This window comes from Saprospira grandis, assembly GCF_027594745.1.
GTDB lineage: Bacteria > Bacteroidota > Bacteroidia > Chitinophagales > Saprospiraceae > Saprospira > Saprospira grandis.
Genome location: NZ_CP110854.1, coordinates 656,178 through 677,507 on the forward strand (window position 1 = coordinate 656,178; position 21,330 = coordinate 677,507).

Annotated in this window: 21 protein-coding genes; 6 read left to right on the forward strand and 15 right to left on the reverse strand. The window is 49.1% G+C overall.

Annotated features, from left to right (window positions below):
- Positions 1-73: 73 nt before the first annotated feature.
- The 9 genes from rlmD to OP864_RS02575 form a co-directional block, all read right to left on the reverse strand.
- Positions 74-1,510 carry a 23S rRNA (uracil(1939)-C(5))-methyltransferase RlmD gene (rlmD, locus tag OP864_RS02535; RefSeq protein WP_270099731.1) on the reverse strand — a complete coding sequence of 479 codons (1,437 nt, stop codon included), beginning with the start codon at positions 1,508-1,510 and terminating at the stop codon, positions 74-76.
- A 189-nt stretch (positions 1,511-1,699) separates the two neighbouring features.
- Positions 1,700-2,233: a GNAT family N-acetyltransferase gene (locus OP864_RS02540; protein WP_041329461.1), complete on the reverse strand. Its 534-nt coding sequence runs from the start codon at positions 2,231-2,233 to the stop codon at positions 1,700-1,702.
- Between the two features lie 3 nt (positions 2,234-2,236).
- On the reverse strand, positions 2,237-3,358 hold the full coding sequence (gene lpxB, locus OP864_RS02545) for a lipid-A-disaccharide synthase (protein ID WP_270099732.1): 1,122 nt from the start codon (positions 3,356-3,358) through the stop codon (positions 2,237-2,239).
- Positions 3,359-3,405: 47 nt separating this feature from the next.
- Positions 3,406-3,846, reverse strand: coding sequence for a MarR family winged helix-turn-helix transcriptional regulator (locus OP864_RS02550; protein WP_002660021.1), 441 nt, complete (start codon positions 3,844-3,846; stop codon positions 3,406-3,408).
- A gap of 72 nt (positions 3,847-3,918) precedes the next feature.
- Positions 3,919-4,332: an organic hydroperoxide resistance protein gene (locus OP864_RS02555; RefSeq protein ID WP_270099733.1), complete on the reverse strand. Its 414-nt coding sequence runs from the start codon at positions 4,330-4,332 to the stop codon at positions 3,919-3,921.
- A gap of 318 nt (positions 4,333-4,650) precedes the next feature.
- Positions 4,651-5,295 carry a hypothetical protein gene (locus OP864_RS02560; protein WP_270099734.1) on the reverse strand — a complete coding sequence of 215 codons (645 nt, stop codon included), beginning with the start codon at positions 5,293-5,295 and terminating at the stop codon, positions 4,651-4,653.
- A gap of 292 nt (positions 5,296-5,587) precedes the next feature.
- Positions 5,588-6,070, reverse strand: coding sequence for an FKBP-type peptidyl-prolyl cis-trans isomerase (locus OP864_RS02565; protein WP_270099735.1), 483 nt, complete (start codon positions 6,068-6,070; stop codon positions 5,588-5,590).
- Positions 6,033-6,845 (reverse strand): hypothetical protein, encoded by an 813-nt coding sequence (locus OP864_RS02570; protein ID WP_270099736.1) that lies wholly within the window; start codon positions 6,843-6,845, stop codon positions 6,033-6,035. The genes OP864_RS02565 and OP864_RS02570 overlap by 38 nt, the downstream gene beginning before the upstream one ends.
- Before the next feature lie 12 nt (positions 6,846-6,857).
- The gene (locus OP864_RS02575; RefSeq protein WP_270099738.1) at positions 6,858-8,153 is read right to left on the reverse strand and encodes an adenosine deaminase family protein; all 1,296 of its coding nucleotides are present in this window, start codon (positions 8,151-8,153) and stop codon (positions 6,858-6,860) included.
- 313 nt (positions 8,154-8,466) lie between these two features.
- On the opposite strand from OP864_RS02575, the gene OP864_RS02580 reads away from it, so the two are divergent.
- Positions 8,467-8,985, forward strand: coding sequence for an acyl-CoA thioesterase (locus OP864_RS02580; RefSeq protein ID WP_270099739.1), 519 nt, complete (start codon positions 8,467-8,469; stop codon positions 8,983-8,985).
- Positions 8,986-9,197: 212 nt separating this feature from the next.
- Here the strand turns inward: OP864_RS02580 and lptE are convergent, their stop codons facing one another.
- Entirely contained in the window at positions 9,198-9,698 is a 501-nt protein-coding gene (gene lptE, locus OP864_RS02585; protein WP_270099740.1) for an LPS assembly lipoprotein LptE, read from the reverse strand.
- A 98-nt stretch (positions 9,699-9,796) separates the two neighbouring features.
- Between lptE and OP864_RS02590 the strand changes: the two genes are divergently transcribed.
- Positions 9,797-11,242 (forward strand): NADP-dependent isocitrate dehydrogenase, encoded by a 1,446-nt coding sequence (locus OP864_RS02590; RefSeq protein ID WP_270099741.1) that lies wholly within the window; start codon positions 9,797-9,799, stop codon positions 11,240-11,242.
- Positions 11,243-11,322: 80 nt separating this feature from the next.
- Here OP864_RS02590 and OP864_RS02595 read toward each other — a convergent pair whose 3' ends face one another.
- From OP864_RS02595 to OP864_RS02615, 5 genes are all read right to left on the reverse strand, one after another.
- Positions 11,323-12,306: a cytochrome-c peroxidase gene (locus tag OP864_RS02595; RefSeq protein ID WP_270099742.1), complete on the reverse strand. Its 984-nt coding sequence runs from the start codon at positions 12,304-12,306 to the stop codon at positions 11,323-11,325.
- Between the two features lie 217 nt (positions 12,307-12,523).
- Positions 12,524-13,198: a class I SAM-dependent methyltransferase gene (locus OP864_RS02600; RefSeq protein WP_270099743.1), complete on the reverse strand. Its 675-nt coding sequence runs from the start codon at positions 13,196-13,198 to the stop codon at positions 12,524-12,526.
- Between the two features lie 210 nt (positions 13,199-13,408).
- A complete protein-coding gene (locus tag OP864_RS02605) occupies positions 13,409-14,335 on the reverse strand; it encodes a cation diffusion facilitator family transporter (RefSeq protein WP_270099744.1) in 927 nt (308 codons plus the stop codon).
- Between the two features lie 10 nt (positions 14,336-14,345).
- Complete coding sequence (mnmG, locus tag OP864_RS02610; RefSeq protein ID WP_349294443.1) at positions 14,346-16,208, reverse strand: tRNA uridine-5-carboxymethylaminomethyl(34) synthesis enzyme MnmG; 1,863 nt, start codon at positions 16,206-16,208, stop codon at positions 14,346-14,348.
- A 231-nt stretch (positions 16,209-16,439) separates the two neighbouring features.
- Positions 16,440-17,789 (reverse strand): hypothetical protein, encoded by a 1,350-nt coding sequence (locus OP864_RS02615; protein WP_270099746.1) that lies wholly within the window; start codon positions 17,787-17,789, stop codon positions 16,440-16,442.
- Between the two features lie 92 nt (positions 17,790-17,881).
- Here OP864_RS02615 and OP864_RS02620 point away from each other — a divergent pair, with 92 nt between their 5' ends.
- The 4 genes from OP864_RS02620 to OP864_RS02635 all read left to right on the forward strand — a co-directional run bounded on the left by OP864_RS02620 (position 17,882) and on the right by OP864_RS02635 (position 20,820).
- Entirely contained in the window at positions 17,882-18,268 is a 387-nt protein-coding gene (locus OP864_RS02620) for a glycosyltransferase (RefSeq protein WP_270099747.1), read from the forward strand.
- Positions 18,269-18,284: 16 nt separating this feature from the next.
- A complete protein-coding gene (locus tag OP864_RS02625; protein WP_270099748.1) occupies positions 18,285-19,010 on the forward strand; it encodes a glycosyltransferase family 4 protein in 726 nt (241 codons plus the stop codon).
- Positions 19,011-19,082: 72 nt separating this feature from the next.
- A complete protein-coding gene (locus OP864_RS02630) occupies positions 19,083-19,814 on the forward strand; it encodes an MlaE family ABC transporter permease (RefSeq protein WP_270099749.1) in 732 nt (243 codons plus the stop codon).
- Positions 19,815-20,052: 238 nt separating this feature from the next.
- Positions 20,053-20,820 (forward strand): ABC transporter ATP-binding protein, encoded by a 768-nt coding sequence (locus tag OP864_RS02635; RefSeq protein ID WP_270099750.1) that lies wholly within the window; start codon positions 20,053-20,055, stop codon positions 20,818-20,820.
- Positions 20,821-21,330 lie beyond the last annotated feature (510 nt).

The window sequence follows — 21,330 nt, forward strand, 5'->3', positions numbered from 1 at the left end:
CAGTAAAAACAGCCAGATCGCTAGGCCAATGGCAGGCGGGCAAAGCCCACCTGCCACCTCCCAGACGTCTGGGCTATTTTTTCAAGTATAAAATGACTGATTCGATATGGCTGGTGTGCGGAAACTGGTCCACCAAACTGAGTTTAACCGCCTCATAACCTGCTTCTCTTAGGACCAAGCTATCACGAGCTTGTGTAGCTGGATTACAAGAAATGTAAACGATAGCAGGCGCCTCCAATTCAATCACTCTTTTCAGGGCCTTGGGCACAATTCCTCCACGAGGTGGATCCAAAACAATGACCCCAATCTTTTGCTTAAACTGTGGATATTCCCAAAGGAATTTGCGCACATCGGCCGCATAAAACTCAATACCTTCAATATTGTTGCGGGCTGCATTTTTGGCCGCATCCTCAATGGCTTCAGGGACAATATCTACCCCAATAATTTTTTGAATTTTTGGGCTACGGCTCAAAAGCTGGGCAATGGTTCCCGTTCCACAAAAGAGGTCCATCACCCAAAGGCCTTCTTGGCCCAATTTGGCCATGGCTTCTTCGGCATAAGCAATGGCTCTTTGGTAGAGCAGCTCTGCGCAGGCGGGATTCGTCTGGAAAAAGCTCTGCATAGAAATCTCAAAAGAGAGGCCCAATAATTCTTCTACCACCTTGGGATCTCCATAAAGTAGCTTTTGGTTTTCGGGCAATTGCTTAACGGCATCGCCTACCTCATCATTGAGGCTATGCAAAACGCCAGCTAGGCGGTCTTCGCCTAAAATATCCTTGAGCAGGTCCACAAAAGCGGTCTGGTCAAATTGGTCCAAGCCCTTAGAGGTCGTCACCAAATTAAACAAAAGCGCATCTTGAGCAAATGATTTGCGGACCACCAAAAAGCGGAAAAAGCCTTTGCTTTTGGCGGGATCCCAAGCGGGAAGGCCCGTTTTTTCGCAAAACTCTCGAATGCGGAACAGCTGCGACTCCAACTGCTCATCAAAGAGGCCAGAATCTGCATCTAGGTTTTCTACGGCCCACCATTGACCCCTTCTTTTGAAGCCCAGGGCAAAATCCCAACTTTCTTCTTCGGTCCCTAGCTCAGAGCGAAGGCTAGAAAAAGAATATTCCATTTTGTTGCGGTAGTGCCAACTTTTGGGCGAGGCAATATAGCCCTCAAAAACCTCTTCTACATTTTCCCATTCACCTAGGCGCTTGAACATCTCTAGAGTAGATTGCTCTTTGGCCGTTCTTTGCTTTTCAATGGGCCAGGCGGCAAAAGGAGCGCCTGGAATCCGTTGGTAGGGCAATTCTATTTCTTCGGCTGCGGGCTGCAAAACCTTAATGAGTTTGGCCTCGGCAAAGCGCTTTTTCTTTTTGGTGATGCGAGCCGCTACTTTTTGGCCCGGAATACTATTGTTTACAAAGACAATAAACTCCCCATTTTCGGTAGGGAGTTTAGCAATGCCTTTGTCGCCAAAGGCCATATCTACGATATCTAATTCTAAGGTAGTTCCTTTTTTCAATTTAGCTGTTTTTATGATGAAGCGAAGGTACTTTTGGATGTAGCAGGCCCGAAGGGCCGCAGGCCTAGCGATGTGCAGGGGTGGCCACAGGCCAGACCAAGGCGCTTTGCGCCGCAGGGCCGAGCGAATAGCGAGCCCCGAAACGTAGCGCCGACGAGCGCAGCGAGGCGGAGGCCCCAAACCTTCATCCTACTGCTCTTCTTCCGTTGTTTCTTCGGTAGTGGGGGCCTCCAACTGAGGGGCTTCGGCCTCTACCAACAACTCTTCTTTCATGCGTTTAACCATCAGGTGGTGGGCCTGATCTTGAATCATTTTTTCTTTGCCTTGTTGCTTATAGCCTAACTTTTCGTAGAAGGCTTTAGCGGCGGTATGCGTGAGCAGACTGAGGTGATTCCAACCTGCAAAAAGGGCCACTCTTTCCAGTTGAGAGAGCATAAATCGGCCGAGGCCTTGGCCCTGATATTCAGGAGCGATCACGATTTGCTGCAATTCGGCTTTTTCGTTGCGTTTGCCGGCCTCCGTTTCGATTTCGGGTTTGAGGATCACGCCCCCCAATAGCTCATGCTCTTCAGAAAAGAGGGCATAATGCAAAAGCTCGGCCTCTGCGGCCCAGTCCTCCAGTTCAAAAGTCATTTTTAGGGGCTCAATTAGGGCCTCTTTGCGGAGGGCCACCAAATCGTCATAATTGGGAGAGGCAAATTCAATTTGTGCTAAATACATCATATCTTAATTTTTTGGAGGCGCCAGAAACTTCAGAATGCCTTGGGCCACTCGCTGAGGGGCGCCAGCTTGGCCAAGTTTATTGCGCAGCGCCTTATATTCTTGGGCTATACGTTGACGATTTTCGTCCTCAAAAAGTTGTTGGAGTTCCATTTTTAGGCGTTGAGGATTCAAATCATTTTGGATCAATTCGGGCACCAACTCCTTTTGCATAATCAAATTGACCAGCGAAATATAAGGAACCTTGATAATTTGCTTGGCTATCCAGTAAAAAATTGGGTGCGTTTTATAGCAAACCAACTGCGGGAGCTCGAAAAGAGCGGCCTCTAAGGTGGCCGTGCCCGAGGTGACCAGGGCCGCTTGGCTGTGCGCCATCAGGTCGTAGGTTTGGTTTTGGACAAAAGTGACTTGTGGAAAAGGCGCCAAGAAATTGCGGTAAAATTCGGGTTCTAAACTGGGGGCACCCGCCACCACAAATTGGGCCTTGGGGAAATTGGGCAAAACCGTCAACATCAAAGAGAGAATAGAGCGAATTTCCTGTTTTCGGCTACCGGGCAAAAGCGCAATAATCGGTTGATCTGCGCTTAAATTATTTTGGGCCAGAAAATCGGGATTGGGCTGGTGTTTATCCACCACCTCAATCAGCGGATGGCCTACATAATGCACCTTCATGCCCCTTTGGCGGTAAAATTCCTCCTCAAAGGGCAAAATCACATACATCTCGTCTACATATTGCTTGATCTTCTCGACACGGCTAGCGCGGCTGGCCCAAACCTGAGGCGAAATATAGTAAACCACCTTTAGGCCCTGACTTTTGGCCCATTTGGCCATACGCAGATTAAAGCCCGAATAATCAATGAGAATCAGGACATCTGGCTGAAAGTCGAGAATATTCTTTTTGCATTCGGCAAAGTTCTGGAAAATCTTAAAAATCTTGAGCAAAACCTCAACGGGGCCCATAATGGCCAGCTCCCGAATGTGTTTGTCTAGCTCGGCCCCTTGGGCCTGCATAAGATCGCCCCCCCAAGCGCGAAACTGGGCCTGAGGATCTAGGGCGTTGAGGGCCGAAAGCAAAAAGCTAGCGTGTAGGTCGCCAGAAGCTTCTCCGGCAATGCAGTAATATTTCAAGAAAATAGAGTTTTGCTGATGGGCGCAAAGATAAACAACTTATCGAACTAGCTCAATTGTTCGATCAGCAACTCTAGGCCTTTTTTGAGTTCTTGCAGGTCTTCTAGCTGCAATTCGCTTTTTTCTAGGCCCGCAATCAGTTGAGTAGGCACTTTTTGGCCCTCCTCTTTGAGCGCTTGCCCTTTGTCTGTTAGGTAAATGCGCCATACTCGCTCATCTTGAGGATCTTTTTGGCGTTGGAGCCAGCCCTCTTTTTCCATCCGCTTCATCAAGGGCGTAATGGTATTGCTATTGAGCAAAAGGCGCTCTCGCAAATCCTTCATGCTGCGGCCATCTTCCTCCCAAAGGAGCAAAAAGACCAAATATTGCGGATAACTAATGCCCAAAGGGGCCAACAAAGGCTGATAAGCCCGAATAATCAGGCGCGAAGCCGCATAAACCGGAAAACAAAACTGCTGATCGAGGCGTAAAGGTATTTTTTTGTCCATAGACACAAATTTAAACAAAAAAAGAGAGGACCAAAGATAGCCCTCTCTCTAGAAAGAATTAAAATTCTTGCCCTAATCTGCCAAGCTGATGCTGCAATCTACATTCCCTCGAATGGCTCTAGAGTAAGGACAAACGGCATGGGCCGCCTCTAAAAGGGCCTGAGCTTGGGCCTTTTCTACGCCCTCAATTTTGGCCTCAATCGCTACATTGAGGTCAAAACCACCCTCCTGATTCTTCATCAAACCCACTTCCGTTCTAATTTCAGAAGTAATTTTGAGCTTTTGGGTTCGGGCGACCAAATTGAGCGCACTATCAAAACAAGCCGCATAACCGGCCGCAAATAACTGCTCGGGATTCGTGTGTTCGTCATTGGCCCCACCCAATGCCTTGGGCATGCGTACCGATACGCTCAAAACGCCATCTTCTGTGGCTACTTCTCCATTTCGGCCTCCTTTGGCCTTGGCTGCTGTGCTGTAAATAAGCATAATTATCTTGGTTTTTGGTGATTTTTAATATCGCTTGCGATACAAATATAGCTCAGGTTTTTATATCGCAGGCGACATTTACAGGTTTTAAGTTTTTAGTAACGTTTTGGGGCTGCCCTGGCCTTTGGCCAGGTCGGGCTGTTTCGCAGCTCGCAGGTCTGCTCGGCCCTTCGTTTTTTTTCGCTTTGCTCAAAAAACTCGGTCTGGCCTTCGGCCACTGCTGTCCATCCCTCAGCCAGGCGGCTGCGCCGCCTCTAGACGCAGAACGCCCGCTGCTTGGGGCAGCGGGCGTTTTTGGACCAAATTGCTTGATCGTTCTTAATCGTCTAGTTCTTCGGTATCTTTTTGTTTTCCTTTTCGTTTGCCTTTATTTGGCCGCTCTTCTATAGGCAGTTGGCCCAAGGCTTTTTTGGTATTGATGATATCGCTTTCTAGGCTTTGGGCAAAGCGCTCAAATCCTTTGATAGCTTTATCCATTTTTTTGGCTTCTACATTAGCGCCAAATTGTGCTTGGGGGAGTTTTTCGCTTAGGCGTCTTTGTTGGTGATAAACTTTTTTTGGCCCATGAATTTTATGCTTTTTAGCATGAGCTTTTGCCTTTTTGTTATGGCCTTTTTTCTTGCCTTTGCCCTTTCCTTTTCCTTTGCCCTTAGAGCCCTCCCCTTTTTCGGGCCGCTCTTTAATTTTGATTCCTGCTTCATTGATGCGATTTTGGGTTTGCCCAAACTCACGGGCCACATCTTGAAGCAAAAGATTTTTTTGACGTTCGGCTCCAGCATAATCCTTAGCCGAATAAGCTGACTTAAGGGCATTTAGACGAACTTGATAATCGGCTAGCTCTTGCTGGTCTCGGTTGAGATCGGCTTGAGTGACTTTCAATTTTTTGACGGCATTTTGGGCTTCTGCTTGAGTGGTTAAAGCCAAGGCCATTAGGGCCATTCCCCATATTTTGATCATTTTCATAGCGAGTCTGTTTTTAGTAAAAGATCTTGAGTTCGATTGGGCTAAGGCAAAGTTTGCGCCCAAATGAAAAAAGCGCTCATTTTTTTGAAAAAAATGAGCGCTTGATTGGGAAATAAAATATAAATTTTGGGTCTAGCAGGCGGCGAAGCCGCCGCAGGCTGAGGGATGGAAAGTGGGGCGGCGCAGCCGCAGACCCAGCCGCCGAAGGCGGCGCAGGGCCGAGCGAACAGCGAGCCACGACAGAGCCCGACCCGGCCAAAGGCCGGGGCAGCCCCAAAAAATAATCCGAAATTTAAAAATGCACATGCACCTCTTCTAGAGAAACCTCAAAAGAGAGGATAGCATTTTCGGGAATATCTGGAGCTAGGCCCTGCTCGCCATAAGCTAGGCGAGAGGGCAAAATAAATACAGCTTGGCTCCCCACATACATCTTTTGGCTAGCGAGCTGAAAGCCGGGGATGGTCCCAGAAAGGGGCAGCATATCGGCAGAGCTGCTATCAAAGCTATTGTAAAAAGTGGCCCCTTGCCAGATTTGGCCCTTATAGCGCAGCTCTAGCGTAGAAGAAATATCGGGCTGATCTTTAAGGGTATCTGGTTCTTGCAAAAAGTAGAGGAAATAGCCCGCTTCGGGATCTTCATAATAATCGATTCCCGCCTGTTCTAAATAGCTTCTGATTTCGTTCCGCTCATTGATCCAGCGTTCTTCGCTAGCCTTTTCGCAGGCGGCAAAAAGCAAACTACTGATCAACAAAGTGATCGCTAATATTTTGTTCATGATCATCTTCTTTATACAATTGGAAAATCTTTTCCAAGACAACATAGTTAACCACCAGGCTGACAGGAACAGAAACCAGCAGGCCCACAAAAAGCAGCAAAGCGCCTAGAATATTGATGCCAATGATAAGGAAAAACAGCCCGATAAAGGTCAGGAAATTTTTCTGGACCAATTTGCGGCTAGCCTCTAGCGACTCCCAGATACCAAAATCTGCTATGGTTAAAATCACCTGACCTAGAGTATAAGAAAAGCTCAGGTAAAGCGTACCAAAAAAGCCTACAATCAAAAGGCCAATGCTCAGGCCGCTCAGCTGGGGCATATAAAACTCGCCAGTTTGGGCGAGCTCCTGCATCAGTTGAAACTCCGCCATAATATTATCTTGAAAAAAGAGGCTCGCTATAGCGGGCATGAGCGGCAAATAGATCAAAATCGTTAGCAAAAACTGATAGCCGATCAGCTTGCCAGCCTTTTTATGGCCATCCATAAAGAGATTGAAGGAAAAAGGCCGGCCTCTTCGGATAGCCTGGGCCGCATAATAATAGCCCGGCAACCAAAGAGCCGAAAAAAAGAGAGAGACCAGATTGTCTAGGCCCGGAGCAATAGCGCTGGCCAGACTAGAAGCGCTGCCGCTAACAATAAGGTAGATAATCAAAAAGCCAATAAACTCTCCCATTTTGGCTTTAACGGTTTCATAGGCCTGACTGAGGACCTCGGAGGGAGAAAAATCATAGCCTTTTTCTAAGGCCTGATTCAATCGATCTTCAAAGTTGATCATTGATGGTCAATTTTAGTGGTTAATGGGGTTGATTTTACGGTCTTCAAAAGACAAGAACGCCTTTTTTAGTTCCTGCTCTAAATTTTCTTTTTCTTTCTCTGGCAAAAAGCTATATCGAATACTATTAAAAGATAGTTGTTTAAAGTCTTCATAGCTCAACTGACTATTTTGGGCCAAAAGGCAATACTCCTGACTCAGGCTAGTAGCCAAAAGGGCGGGATCATCGCTAGCCAGTACAATAGGCACTTCTGCCGCTAAATAAGTAGAAAATGGATGTTGCTCGGCAGGAAGGCCCAAGATAAAAGCATTGCTCGTTAGCAGTAGCTCTAAGGGAATAGCTCGCTCTTTCATCATTTGCAAACAAGCGGCTGCATCCCTTTCTAGCGGCAAGCCCACCCCATGCCCAATGCGCTTAGCGCCGAGATGGATCGCCTGCTCAATGGGGTTTTGGTAAGGGCGGCCGGCCAAAATATCGGGCCGAAGCTCTCCAGCATGTAGAGCCAAAGGAACGCTTGGAAATAATTCTTTGAGGTATCGAAGCGCCTGCATTTGGCCCTCAAATTCTGCCTGGGAGAGCTCGGCATGTTCTGGCCCAACCAAATTGACGCCCAGCACCCAATCCGACTGTTGGGCCAACTGAAAGGCCAGATAAAGCTGGGCAAAAACCATGGGCAAGGGGTAGGTCCGCACCGCATACCATTGTAGGCCAAGCTGAGCCTTGGGCCCCGCTAAAGCCTGATAATCGGCTTTCCAGCCCGCTACTTCGGCCAGTACTTCTTGAATTAAGTCTTCTATTCCGTAGTTAAGCAGACTTTGGGCCCAGCCCTCAAAATTGGTGGGCTGGCTGCTCCAGCCTTGGGTCCAGCTCCAGAGCTCTTGCCGGGCAGCGGGGGCCTCAATGAGGGTTTCGACATAAAGGATATTTTCTGCTGCGGCCTGCTGGGCAATTTGGCCCAGCCAATAGCCTTCTTGACCCTGAAAGATGGGGGCGATTTTCCCAAAGAAGTTGAAAAATTGCTGGGCATGCCCTTCCTTGCTGGCCCCTTTTATCGACCAGTTGTCGAGCATTTCGCTTTTATTGTAGTTATAGAGGGGCAAAAAACCAGGCTGGGCACTGGCCGACAGCTGCCCCTCTGCATTGGCCCAAAAGCGGCCCCCTTTGGCCCAGATGGCCTCGGGCAAGAGTGCCCCCAAAGCATGATGATGAATGTCGCCTCCTTTCGGAAAGGCCTCGAAAAAAGCCGCTAAGGCCTTGGCCGAAGAGCGAATACTGGCAAAATACTGAGCCGTTTTGGAGCAAGTAGACATCTTTGTTCTTATTGTTTTAACCCTAGCTTAAGTTCATTTTGGCCCAAAATAATGAAAAAGCGTTTACCTTTGCCCCATATTTGGCCCCAAAGCAGGATTTTCTTGCAGCGAAGCCGCCGCAGCAACCTACAGTAAAAAGGGCCGAAGGCCCGCCGGCCTAGGGGCCTGAAAGGGTGCCGCGCAGCGGCAGACCCAGCCAGCTTGCTGGCGCAGGGCCGAGCAGACCTGCGAGCCCTGTAAGGGCCCGCAGCAGCTTGCTGCTGAGGCCCCAAAACCTCCTAAAACAGCATTTCAAAACTCTTTAGATTATAGCATGAAAGCAAAAAAAGTAGCCGACTCGAAAACGGTCATGACCGAAATGATTATGCCCAACGACACCAACCCCATTCACAACCTGATGGGCGGCAACCTAATGCGATGGATGGATGTGGCCGCTGGTATTTGTGCCGGCCGACATTGCGAGAGCTATGTGGTGACCGTGGCGGTGGACCATGTGTCTTTCCAAAAACCGATTCCCCTAGGCGATGTGATTACCCTACAATGTAGCGTAACTCGCGCTTTTTCTACCTCCGTAGAGGTCTATGTCGAGGTCTTTTCGGCCGATATTAAAGGCGGGAATATGCGCCGCTGCAATGATGCCTATTTCACTTTTGTGGCCGTAGATGATGAGCGCAAACGCCCTCGGGAGGTCCCGCAGGTGCTTCCCCTAACGGCCGAGCAGGAAAAGCGCTATGAGGAGGCCCTCCGCCGCCGAGAAATGCGCTTGCTGTTGGCTGGCAGAATTAAGCCCGAGGAAGCCACCCAGCTTCGCCAATTCCTTTTTGAAGATTAACCGATGAACAGCTACTTTTTGAGTGGCTGTTTTTTTTTGGGGCTGCCCACTCGCTTCGCTCGGGTCGGGCTATGCGGGGGCTCGCTGCTCGCTCGGCCCATCGCTTTTTTTCGCTGCGCTCAAAAAAGCTCGGTCTGGCCTGCGGCCCCCCCCTACTATCCCTCAGCCTGCGGCCCTTCGGGCCTGCAAAACCGTTTATTTGGACCAATAACTTACCAGTTCCCAAAGGCCTTATTAAAGACATCCTCAATAATTTGAGCATAAATCTCTTCTACCAACTGGCTTTCTACCGAAGAAATGTCTACCTCGGCCGAAAAATCGGAAAAGCGGCTAAAGCTCTGCTCCCAGTTTTTGGCCTTATCCGTATTGTCTCTAAAGGCAATATTGAGCTTAATCGTTAGCCGCTGCAAACTGACCGTAGCCCCCGGCTGTGGAGCAATTGGGCTCACCTCATAACTACTCACGGCCCCAGAAAACTGAATATCTCCCTTGTTGGGGCTAAAACTTAGGCGGGTGTCATTCATGACCCGCTCCTTAATTTGCTCAGAGAACTGCTGCCCCAAAGTAGGGGGCGCATTGCCTGCTGTCGTTTCAAATTGCTGGACCGAAAAGGTCTTTACCTCCTGACTGATATCCCAATCATTAAAACGGATGGTGCAATTGCTCACAAAAACTAAAGATAAAATGGATAAGAGCGCCCAAAACCTTGGCATATTATGAATTTTAAACTAAATTGCGAAATCTATATATAGAGCAAGATAACCAATATACTATTGGATAATTACTTCACGCAAAAATAAGAAAAACCTGCATGAAAAAGATCGCAGTGGCTTACGGAGACGGTATTGGACCGGAAATTATGGAGGCCGTACTTAAAATTATGAAAGCAGCCGGCGCTGAATTGGAATATGAAACCGTCAAAATTGGTAAAGAGGTCTATCTCTCTGGCCAAGAATCTGGCATTGATCCCTCTGCTTGGGATACTTTCCGCGAGACTGGCGTTTTCCTCAAAAGCCCCATTACCACCCCTCAAGGAGGGGGCTACAAAAGCCTAAACGTAACCATTCGCAAAACCTTGGGCCTCTTTGCCAATGTGCGCCCCGTTAAGGCCTATACGCCTTATGTGCACAGCCACTTCCCTACTATGGACGTTGTGGTGGTCCGCGAAAATGAAGAGGATCTTTATGCAGGTATTGAGCACCGCCAAACTTCTGAGGTCTTCCAATGTCTTAAGTTGGTCTCTCGCCCCGGTAGTGAAGCCATCATCCGCTACGCTTTTGAATACGCCAAAGCCAACGGCCGCAAGAAAGTGACTTGTATGTCTAAGGATAATATCATGAAGATGAGCGACGGTATGTTCCACCAAATCTTTAATGAGGTGGCCAAGGAATATCCCGAAATCGAAGCCGAACACTGGATCATTGATATCGGATCTGCCCTTTTGGCCGACCAACCCGATCGTTTTGATGTGGTGGTTACCCTGAACCTCTATGGCGATATCATTTCTGATATTACCGCTCAGGTAGCAGGTTCTGTTGGACTTGGCGGTTCTTCTAATGTAGGAGAAAACTTCGCCATGTTTGAAGCCATCCACGGCTCTGCTCCCGATATTGCAGGTAAGGACATTGCTAACCCTTCTGGTTTGCTCAATGGCGCTTGCATGATGTTAGTCCACCTTGGCCAAGCTGAAGTAGCCGCTAAAATCCAAAACGCCCTTATGGTGACCCTAGAAGATGGTATCCATACTGGCGATATCTACACGGAAGGTAGCAGCAAGCAAAAAGTAGGCACTCAAGCCTTTGCCGATGCTGTTATTGAGCGCCTTGGCCGTATTCCTAGCCAACTCAAAGAGGTGACTTATGACGCTAATGCCAAACCCGTACAGGCTAAACGCCCCACAGTGAGCCGCGTGAAAAAAGAATTGGTAGGTATCGATGTATTTTTGGAATGGCCTGGCGAAAATGGCGAGCGTAACCCCAATGTTTTGGGCCAAAAACTCGAAGCTTTAGCCCAAAATGGTCTCCGCCTCAAAGCCGTGACCAACCGTGGACAAAAGGTCTACCCCAACGGTCGCCCAGAGACCTTCTGTACCGACCACTGGCCTTGCCGCTTCATCAGCCCAGAGGGTGCCGCTAGCTACGAAAGCGTTTTGGGCCTCCTCCAACGCCTACATGCCGAAGGCTTTGATGTTGTAAAAACAGAAAACCTCTACAACTTTGATGATGAGCGCGCTTACTCGCTCGCTCAAGGAGAATAATTAAGCGGTCTCCGCTAAAACCAAAAAGGGCCAAGCAATTGCTTGGCCCTTTTTTTATGCTCTTCCAGAAACCGCGGCTCCTACTCCTCTTTTCTAGCTAAAAGATGCTCAAATTGAGGGGCAGTCAAACTGCGCATAAAGGCTTCTAGATCATCCATTTCTTGCTCCGTTAGGCCCAGAGGCTCTCTCAAAAGCGTGTCTCGACCAATAGCGTGCGGACGAAATGCATTGGGCGTATTGTAATACTCTATTACTTCTCTTAAGGTCTTAAAGCTTCCGTCATGCATATAAGGCCCCGTCACGGCAACATTACGCAAACCAGGCACCTTAAATTTACCCAAATCATTGCTGTCTTTGGTCTCCGAAAAACGCCCGACATCATTGAACTCTTGCCCATTGTAGGTCCCAATATTCTTAAACTCATCGCCCGTCATGTCTGGACCAAAATGGCAGTCAAAGCACTTTCCCTTTACATTAAAGATCTCTATGCCTCGCATAGCAGATGCCGAAATAGCCGAGCTATCGCCATCCGCAAATTGATCGTAGGCAGAGCCCGTCTCTAGGCTTTCTTCATAGGCCGCAATGGCCAAGCCTAGGTTCTCTTTGGTCAATCCTTCTTCTGGATAAAGGGCCGCAAAAGCAGCCGAATAATATTCATCAGCCATTAAACGCGTAATGGCCGAATCTAAAGGCAAGTTCATCTCTACAGGGTTCTCTATGGGCCCAAGGGCCTGCTCGGCCAAGGTGGCCGCTCGCCCATCCCAAAAAAAGATCTCTCGAGATAGCATGTTCATGGCCGAAGGGGTGTTCCGATCCCCTAAAGCTCCACCAACGCCCTTACTTAAGGCCGAGGTATCGGCAAAGGCGTATTCTGGAAGATGACAAGAAGCACAACTAATCGTTTGGTCCAATGACAAAATGCTGTCAAAGAATAAACGCTCGCCCAATTCTACCGCATCGCTAGGCAAGGCTGGCGTTAAAGGAAGGGGCTGTATTTCCTCAGCTTTGGGGAGAAAGAAAAATAGACTGCTCAATATGATCGCAGTAAAGCTCATTATTTTCATATTATCGGTGATTTTCTACTACAAAGATAAGGCAACTACCTAAACTTTTAGGTGATAAAGATGACCTATCTATTTCACTATTCAATACAAAAATAAGGCTAAAAGAGCAGAGCAAAAAATATAGGTCCTCCTTTAGAATTGGTCTTAAACCAATGCTCGCTAAAGCCCTCAAAAAAGGCCCTTAGTACATCTTACTAAGGGCCTTTTAGGCAGCTGATTAAGCTTGTAGATAAAGCGCACCAGCCTCTACATAGGCCAGATATTGCGCATAAGAAGGGAAGGATGGCGAGGGTTGAAATTCTTCCTCGCTCTTTACTGTCGTTCTCCGAATTCGGCTGGCTTTGGCATTGGGGAAGCCCGCTTTTTTCAAGGCCGCTACCCATTCGGCTTCCGACCAAATGACCATGGCGGTCGGTAGGTTCTTGGCCCAAACATGAGAAGCTTCATTCTCGGCAAAGAACTCAATCATAATGGCCAAACGCCCCTCCGCTTTCAATACTCTGCGGATTTCTGCCAAGCCCTGATGGGGGTCCTCCAAATAATATAAGGCTTCTACCGAAAGGAGATGGCTAAAGCGATCATCGGCCCAAGGCAAGGCCTCTATGCTGCCGACTTGCAGATCGGCGGTGGGTACATTTTTTTGGGCCTCGGCAATCATTTTATCCGATACATCTAATCCAGCTAAGGCCTTGGCACCCCAATTCTGCACCAAAGACAAAGCCCGTCCATTACCGCAACCGAGGTCCAAAACAGCCTCTACTTCCTCCCAGTTCCAGTCGGTTTTTAAGGGCTGCAATAAGGGGTCGTGCCCCAAGGCCATGCGCTCGCCTCTTTCGGTGCCCGCCCAGCTATTAAATAAGGTATTCACTTTCTGATGCTGTTCCGTTTTCATGCTTTGCTATTTTGCTGTTTATTCTATAATTATTTTGGGGCCTCAGCAGCAAGCTGCTGCGCTATGTTGCGCAGCTCGCAGGTCTGCTCGGCCCTGCGGCCTGACGGCCTGGGTCTGCGGCTGCGCCGCACTGCTCCACAGCGCTAGGCCTGGCGGCTTGCAGCCGCTAGTGGCCTTCGCCCCTTCGGGGCTCAGCTGTAGAAATGGCCATCAACAGTCGGCCAAGCTACAAGGACTCCCCTCTAGCTCAAAGGCGAGCGTAACATGAGAAAGGCCCTTTTCTTTTAGGCCCGCTTCTAGTTTGGCCTTTATGGGCAGGAGGTCCTCCAGCTGCTGATGAGCTTGGTCTACCACCAAATGCACCGAGAAAATATGCGACTGCCCGTCCATGGTCCATAAATGTAAGTCGTGTAGGTCCAAAACGGCAGGCTCGGCCAATAAAAAGGCCTTGATTTCATCCGTATCTATGTTGGCCGGGGTGGCTTGTAGGAAAATCTCAAAGGTTTGGCCCAAGGTCTTGGATACATTATATAAGATATAAAGGGCCAAAACAATAGACATCAGCGGATCTAGCCAATACCACTCAAAAAAGTAGATGCCCAAAGAACCCACAAACACAATTAGCCAGCCCATGACATCCTCTAATAGGTGAAGACGCACGGCTTTGGCATTTAGCGAATCGCTATCCTTTAGACTAAAGACGGCCCAACCATTAACGAGCATGCCCAAAATGGCAAAGCCCAACATGCCCAAACCGTTACTAGGTTCTGGGGCCATAAAGCGAGCAATAGCCGCCCAAAGGATGCCCAGAGACCCCAAAACCAGAATAGAAGCCGTAATTAAGGCCCCTAAAACAGAATAGCGCTTATGGCCAAAGCTATATTTCTTGGTCCGCCCCTTATCCGCATAGCGCTCTAGGCCCCAAGCGATGCCTAGCGCTAGACTATCGCCAAAGTCATGCAAAGCATCCGATAAAATGGCGACGCTATTGGTCCAAAAACCACCAAATAGCTCCAAAATCGCAAAGCTGAAGTTAATCAGAAATGCACGGCCCATGTTTTCACTATCCCCATGATGGTGATGATGGTGATGATGCCCATGGCCACAACCGCCATGATGATGATGATGCCCTGACATAGGTAATATTTTATCGGCCCATATACACCAAAAGAATAGAGATATCACTGGCCGAAACCCCACTAATGCGGCTAGCTTGACCAATACTGCCCGGACGAATCCGGCTTAGTTTCTCTTGCCCTTCTGCCGATAGGCCCTGAATTGCATGATAATTAAAGTTTTCGGGCAGACGAACCGACTCTAGGCGGTTCATTTTTTCTACCTGTTCTTCTTCTTTCTTAATGTAGCCCGCATATTTGGCCTTGATCTCACTATACTCCACAAATTCCTTGGGGTATTGGTCCAAAACGGCCTTGAGCTCTGGCAAATGCTCGGCCAAGGCTTCTGCATTAACTTTGGGGCGGAGCAAGACCTTCATGAGCTTAACCGGCTGGCGCAAAGGGGCAGAGCCCAGGCTATCTAAATAGCTATTGATGGCCTCTGGACGCACACTATAGCTTTTCATAAATTCACTAATATCTCGCTCAGCGGCTTCTTTGGCTCGTACTCTTTGCATCCGCTCTTCTACATCCATACCCAAGGCTTGGGCAATGGGCGTAAGGCGAATATCTGCATTATCTTGGCGAAGCAAGATGCGGTATTCGGCCCGAGAAGTAAACATTCGATAAGGTTCGTTGGTCCCTTTGTTGATCAAATCATCAATCAAAACGCCAATGTAGGCATCTGAGCGTTTGAGGACAAAAGGCTCTTCTTCACGGACTTTTCGGATGGCGTTAATGCCCGCCATTAGGCCCTGACAAGCGGCCTCCTCATAACCCGTGGTGCCGTTAATTTGGCCCGCAAAGTAAAGCCCATCCACTAGACGAGTTTCTAGGGTTTGCTTTAGCTGCGTAGGCTGAAAGAAATCATATTCAATGGCATAGCCCGGACGAAACATCTTGGCCTGCTCAAAACCAGGAATGAGGCGCATGGCCTTAAACTGTACATCTTCGGGCAAAGAGCTAGAGAAGCCATTGAGGTAAATCTCGGCGGTGTTCCAGCCTTCGGGCTCTACAAAGAGCTGATGTCGATCTCTTTCTGAGAAGCGGTCAATTTTGTCCTCAATAGAGGGGCAATAGCGGGGACCTAGGCCCTGAATCCGCCCATTGAACATAGGCGAGCGGCTAAAGCCTTCTTTCAAACATTCATGGACCTTCTTATTGGTATAACCAATATGACAGGGTCGTTGTTCTTTGAGCTCTGGCGTATCGGTATAAGAGAATTTTCCTGCGGGTTGGTCGCCTTCTTGGACCTCTAGGGCCGACCAATTGATGCTGCGCGCATCAATGCGGGGCGGGGTACCCGTTTTCATACGGCTGGCTTCAAAACCAAGCTCTACTAATTGTTCGGTAATGCCTTTGGCGGCTCGTTCTCCAGCACGGCCGCCCCCCATTTGCTTTTCCCCGATATGGATAATGCCGTTGAGGAAGGTCCCATTGGTAAGGATAACGGTTTTGGCGGGAATTTCTAGGCCCAAAGAAGTGCGGATGCCCACTGCCTTTTTATCCTTAACGACAATTCCAGTGACCATTTCCTGCCAGAAGTCGATATTGGGATGTGCTTCTAGCATCAGCCGCCATTTTTCGGCAAAGCGCATACGATCGCTTTGGGCGCGGGGGCTCCACATGGCGGGTCCTTTTGATCGGTTGAGTAGGCGGAACTGGATCATGGTATGGTCCGTCACAATGCCAGAATAGCCATTGAGGGCATCGATTTCTCGAACGATTTGCCCTTTGGCCACCCCGCCCATAGCGGGATTACAAGACATTTTGGCGATAGTTTCCATATTCATGGTGGCCAACATGACTTTGGCCCCTAGGTTGGCGGCAGCTACAGCAGCTTCACAGCCTGCATGGCCGGCACCAACAACAACGACATCATAAGTATCAAAAATCATAAGTTAGTTTCTTCTTTTAGTTTGGGCGGACTCCTCTTTGGCGTCCTACAGGCGGCGAAGCCGCCGCAGGCCTAGCTGCCTGTAAGGGTGGCCGAAGGCCAGACCGAAGCGCGCAGCGCTGAAGGGCCGAGCAGACCTGCGAGCCCTGCAAGGGAGCGGCCGCCGCAGGCGGCAGGCCCCAAATTAACCACAAAGATACTCAAGAAGTTTGAGTTAGTCGAGAATGCTCTATTTCTTTTTATAGGAGAGCAGAATAACAAGAGCCGAAAAGTAGAACGGCAGGGCGGGAATTTTGTAACGGGCCAGGGCGCCAAAGTTCATAGAGGTAAAGCCGACGGCAAAGGCAAAAATGATGGCAAAGATGAGGCAGAACAGGACCGTAGGATCTTTGAAAAGGGCCTTTAGGGTGCTGAGCACCCCTACTCGGAAGAAGACATAGAGGGTAAAAAAGAGCGTAAATAGGGCCTCGGCGGCAGAGGGGAGCACAATGACTTTTCGGGCCTCCCAGGGGTAAGGGCGAAAGAGGCTCACATTGACGGCGGCGGGAAAGGTTTTGAGCATGCCCATTAGAGTAGGTTCTACCATACCGAGGCTATAGCCGGTTCCCCCATCGCGCTCGGTACTGACCGACAGCCACCATTGGGTACGGACCACCTCGACCATCATGTTTTCTAGGGCAAACTTCTCGGAGATGCTGCCCAATTGCATAAGCGCTAGGGCGCCAAAGGCGGTTCCAAAAACGAGGAGGACGGGCCCCATCAGCATCCGAAGCGTCTTATTTTCGATCTTCTCCTTATATAAAAGGGTAATCCAGACTAGGGAGGCGGGCATCAGGGCCAGGGCGATATAAGCCTTAATCACAGCGGCATAATACAGGCCGGTAATCAGGGCTAAAATGGGTAAGATATATCCTCTATTTCGTTTATAGACCAAAAAATAGAGCCCATAAACAAACATCCCTAGGCCCGCTAGAGAGAGGGGGTCCTTCATCACGCCCGTTCCCCAAAAGCAGAGCGAGGGCACATAAAGCACGGCAATGGCTAGGGGGAGGTGTAGCTTAGGGTAGATATCGGTAAAGACTCGGTAGAGCATCCAATTTCCTAAAAAGGCCATGGTAGTAATGCCGAAAGAGGTGCCGATAAAAGAACCAAAACTAAAGAGGCTAAAAAAGCCGCCTGTGCGGATAACGGCTGCGGCAGAATTTTGCCGAAAAAGCAAATGGTAGGTCAGGGCGTCTTTGGCTTCTCCGGAGTAATTATCATAATTCGAGATAATCATTTCTAGGCCCGTAATGGGCGATCTAAAAAAGGCATTAAAGATATCGACTACCCCTTGATAATAATAAAAGGTATCGCCATAGCCATAATAATACTGATACATCAGGGCCGTTAGGAAGGCCCCTGCAAGGCGGAACCAAAGTGCGGGTAAAAAGTATCGGCGGACGATAGGGTCTTTGTATCGCCAATTTCGGAATGCCCAGAATATCCCCGTGTAGATCAGGATAAAGAAAGGCAGCAGCAAAAAGTCGATCGTAGTCAGAATAGGGACTAGTCCTAGGCAGGCGGTGGGTAAGGGCATTTGGCTAAAGCCTTAATAAAATTCGAGAAAAGTAATAGAAAGTCTGTACTTTGCGCCCAGTTTTCTGGACAGACAAATTTAAGTAAAAAAGCATGGCGAAGCAGGCAAATGCAAAAAAAATAGGGATCGTCCTCAACACGGCCTGGAACATTGTAAACTTTCGTTTGGGGCTCATCAAGCAATTGATTGCCGAGGGGCATGAGGTAGTGGCCATTGCCCCCGCCGATGAATATGTTCCTCAGATAGAGGCCTTAGGGGCTCGTTTTCTGGCTTTAAACCAGCTAGAGCGCAAGGGCAGCAACCCTTTAAGAGAGATGAAACTCTGTCGAGAACTCTACAAAGTCTTTCGGGCGGAGCGGCTTGATTTGGTTTTGCTCTACACCATCAAGCCTAATATCTACGGGGCCTTGGCGGCAAAATGGGCGGGCATTCCGAGCATTTGTACCGTGACGGGTTTGGGCTATACCTTTTTTGCATGACAATATGGTCAGCAAATTGGCCCAACGATTATATAAGTATGCCTTTAAAAGGGCCAGTTGGGTAGCTTTTCAGAACCGTGATGATCGGCAGCTTTTTATTGATCGGGGTTTAGTGGCCCAAGAAAAGAGCTTGCTCATTCCGGGTTCGGGCATCAACACCCAAGTTTTTGCCCCAGTAGAGCAGCAAGACAAGGGGGCGGGCTTTAGCTTTTTGTTTGTGGGCCGTTTGCTCAAGGACAAGGGCGTAAATGAGTTATTGGAGGCTGCTCGGCAGTTGCAGCAGGCCCAGGCCGATGCGCAAATTTGGGTAGTGGGTGGCATGGACCCCGACAATCCCGCCTGTATTTCTGCCGAGACCTTGGCGCAGGCCCAGGCCTTGGGCAATTTGCAATATTTTGGCCGTTCCGATAAGGTCAAAGACTTTATTGGGCGGGCCGATGTGGTGGTCCTCCCCTCCTACCGAGAAGGTCTGCCCCGAGTCATGCTCGAGGCTCTAGCCATGGGCAAGGCGGTCTTGACTACCGAAGTGGCGGGCTGCAGAGAAACCGTAGAAGAGGGCCAAAATGGCTTTATGGTCCCTGCCAAAGATGCCAATGCCTTGGCCAAGGCGATGCTGAAGATGTATCAACTGCCCAAAGAGCAGCTAGAAAAGATGGGGGCCAAAGGTCGAGAAATGGCCCTTGAACGATTTGACGAACAAATCATTATACAACATTACAAACGGCTCATTAAGGAGCTCTAAGGACAAAAAAAGGGCAAAAGCAAGCTAGAGGACAAAAAATAATAGTAGCTTTGCCAAAAATTATTACGTAATATGTTTTACCATCTTGGTCGCTATTTCATGCTCATGAAGAGTATGTTTAGCAAACCCGAACGGTTTTCTATGTACTGGAAAGCCACCGCTCGGCAGATGAATGATATCGGTGTAGGATCGCTCATCATTGTGGGCTTGGTCTCTATTTTTATTGGGGCGGTAACGGCCGTTCAATTTGCCTATCAGTTGCAGGCCTCTTCTATTCCGCCCTATTATGTGGGCTATATCGTTCGCGATATTATGATTATTGAATTGGCGCCTACTTTTTCTTGTTTGGCTTTGGCCGGAAAAGTGGGGTCGAACATTGCTGCTGAAATTGGCGGGATGCGCCAAAAGGAGCAGATTGATGCCTTAGAAGTAATGGGCGTTGATACGGCGGCTTATTTGATTGCGCCAAAAATCATTGCGGCCATTGTGGTGATTCCGATGTTGGTCATTCTTTCGGCCTTTATGGGCATGATGGGGGGCTATTTGGCCTGCGTCATTGGCCAATTGGTCACTATTGCCGACTTTATGCAGGGGCTCCGCTCTTTCTTCATTCCTTACAATGTTTTCATGATGGAGGTCAAGGCCTTTGTCTTTGCCTTTTTGCTTACCTCTATCTCTTGCTACCAAGGCTATTTCGTTAAGGGCGGTAGCATTGAGTTGGGCAAGGCGAGCACCTCGGCGGTAGTCATTAGCAATATCATGATTTTATTGGCCGATTACGTCATTGCCCTTTTGATGACCTAATCTATCTGGCGCTTTCTTTTTTTATGTTTTTGGGCCTCCGCAGCGCCTGAAAGGCGCTGCGGCGCTACCTTTCGGGGCTCGCAGGTCTGCTCGGCCCTGCAGGCAGGCAAAGCCTGCCTTTGGTCTGGCCCTTTGGGCCACCCCTGCAGATCGCTAGGCCGCTCATCCTTTTTCTTTGCGCTGGGCTTTTCGGCTTCGGCCCCTAGATTTTCCTCTTTACCATTAGTCTAATTCCGCTATGATTCGCGTAGAAAATATTAAGAAACAGTTTGGTCAGCAAGAAGTCCTCAAAGGGATTACTACCGTTTTTGAGGAAGGCAAAACCAACCTCATTATTGGAAAAAGTGGGGCGGGTAAAACCGTAATGCTCAAGATTTTGGTGGGGCTATTGCAGCCGACTTCTGGCCATATTTGGTATGGCAATACCAACTTTACTCAGCTAAGCAACAAACAACGCAAAGCCATTCGGACCGAAATGGGGATGCTTTTTCAGGGTTCGGCCCTTTTTGACTCTATGACGGTGGAGCAAAATGTCCGTTTCCCCTTAGATATGTTTACCCGATTGACGGCCAAGGAAAAACGCCTGCGTGTAGATGAGACCCTAGAAAGAGTAGAACTAGGCGGGGCCAACAATAAGTACCCCTCGGAGATTAGTGGGGGGATGCAAAAACGGGTAGGGATTGCCCGGGCCATTATCCTGAAGCCCAAGTACCTCTTTTGCGATGAGCCTAACTCGGGCCTAGATCCTACCACCTCTATGCGCATTGATGAGTTGATTCATCAGATTACGGTAGAAAACCAGATGACGACGGTGATTAACACCCACGATATGAACTCGGTTATGGAGATTGGCGATAAGATCAACCTCCTCTATTTTGGCGAGTTGGCCTGGGTGGGCAATTGCGGCGAGGTTATGAGCAGTGATAATGAACTTTTGCAGGACTTTATTTTTGCTTCGCCTTTCTTGCAACGCCTTCGAGATTCGGCCCTAAAAAATGGTCATTAGACCTTATACTATATATATAGTAAATGCTGCCCTTTATGGATAAGGGGCAGCATTTTTTGTTTTTAGGGGATGAGCCCCGGAGGGGCGAATGCTATGCGGGGCGCTTTGGCCTGCCAAGGCCAAAGGAGCCCAGCCCCCAGGCGGGGGCGGCGAGGGGGGAAGTTTTGCCTGAAATGGAATATATTGAGGGGGAATATAGGCGAAAAGTGTGGAGGGAGTGGCTGCCGCCAGCCGCCGGCCGGGCGCGCTTGGCGCGAGCCTGCGAAGCTTGAAGGCGCGAAGCGGCTTGTAGCTGAGCAGTTGGGCGGATTGGCCTAGGGGCCTGCAAGGGTGCCCCGAAGGGGCAGACCTAGGGCGAAATGAAATGAGCCCGCAGGGCCGAGCAGACCTGCGAGCCCTGAAAGGGCCCGGCCGCCGAAGGCGGCAGGCCCCAAAACCTACTGCTTAATCAGCATTTGGGTGGCATACATAAGAGAGGGAACAAATAACTAGAATAGCGGGCGGCAAAAG

Excerpts from the sequence above, each read along its gene's own strand:
- OP864_RS02540 (WP_041329461.1), bottom strand. The coding sequence starts at position 2,233 with ATGATGTATTTAGCACAAATTGAATTTGCCTCTCCCAATTATGACGAT.
- OP864_RS02550 (WP_002660021.1), bottom strand. The coding sequence starts at position 3,846 with ATGGACAAAAAAATACCTTTACGCCTCGATCAGCAGTTTTGTTTTCCG.
- OP864_RS02555 (WP_270099733.1), bottom strand. The coding sequence starts at position 4,332 with ATGCTTATTTACAGCACAGCAGCCAAGGCCAAAGGAGGCCGAAATGGA.
- OP864_RS02560 (WP_270099734.1), bottom strand. The coding sequence starts at position 5,295 with ATGAAAATGATCAAAATATGGGGAATGGCCCTAATGGCCTTGGCTTTA.
- OP864_RS02565 (WP_270099735.1), bottom strand. The coding sequence starts at position 6,070 with ATGAACAAAATATTAGCGATCACTTTGTTGATCAGTAGTTTGCTTTTT.
- OP864_RS02570 (WP_270099736.1), bottom strand. The coding sequence starts at position 6,845 with ATGATCAACTTTGAAGATCGATTGAATCAGGCCTTAGAAAAAGGCTAT.
- OP864_RS02575 (WP_270099738.1), bottom strand. The coding sequence starts at position 8,153 with ATGTCTACTTGCTCCAAAACGGCTCAGTATTTTGCCAGTATTCGCTCT.
- OP864_RS02580 (WP_270099739.1), top strand. The coding sequence starts at position 8,467 with ATGAAAGCAAAAAAAGTAGCCGACTCGAAAACGGTCATGACCGAAATG.
- lptE (WP_270099740.1), bottom strand. The coding sequence starts at position 9,698 with ATGCCAAGGTTTTGGGCGCTCTTATCCATTTTATCTTTAGTTTTTGTG.
- OP864_RS02590 (WP_270099741.1), top strand. The coding sequence starts at position 9,797 with ATGAAAAAGATCGCAGTGGCTTACGGAGACGGTATTGGACCGGAAATT.
- OP864_RS02595 (WP_270099742.1), bottom strand. The coding sequence starts at position 12,306 with ATGAAAATAATGAGCTTTACTGCGATCATATTGAGCAGTCTATTTTTC.
- OP864_RS02600 (WP_270099743.1), bottom strand. The coding sequence starts at position 13,198 with ATGAAAACGGAACAGCATCAGAAAGTGAATACCTTATTTAATAGCTGG.
- OP864_RS02605 (WP_270099744.1), bottom strand. The coding sequence starts at position 14,335 with ATGTCAGGGCATCATCATCATCATGGCGGTTGTGGCCATGGGCATCAT.
- OP864_RS02615 (WP_270099746.1), bottom strand. The coding sequence starts at position 17,789 with ATGCCCTTACCCACCGCCTGCCTAGGACTAGTCCCTATTCTGACTACG.
- OP864_RS02620 (WP_270099747.1), top strand. The coding sequence starts at position 17,882 with ATGGCGAAGCAGGCAAATGCAAAAAAAATAGGGATCGTCCTCAACACG.
- OP864_RS02630 (WP_270099749.1), top strand. The coding sequence starts at position 19,083 with ATGTTTTACCATCTTGGTCGCTATTTCATGCTCATGAAGAGTATGTTT.
- OP864_RS02635 (WP_270099750.1), top strand. The coding sequence starts at position 20,053 with ATGATTCGCGTAGAAAATATTAAGAAACAGTTTGGTCAGCAAGAAGTC.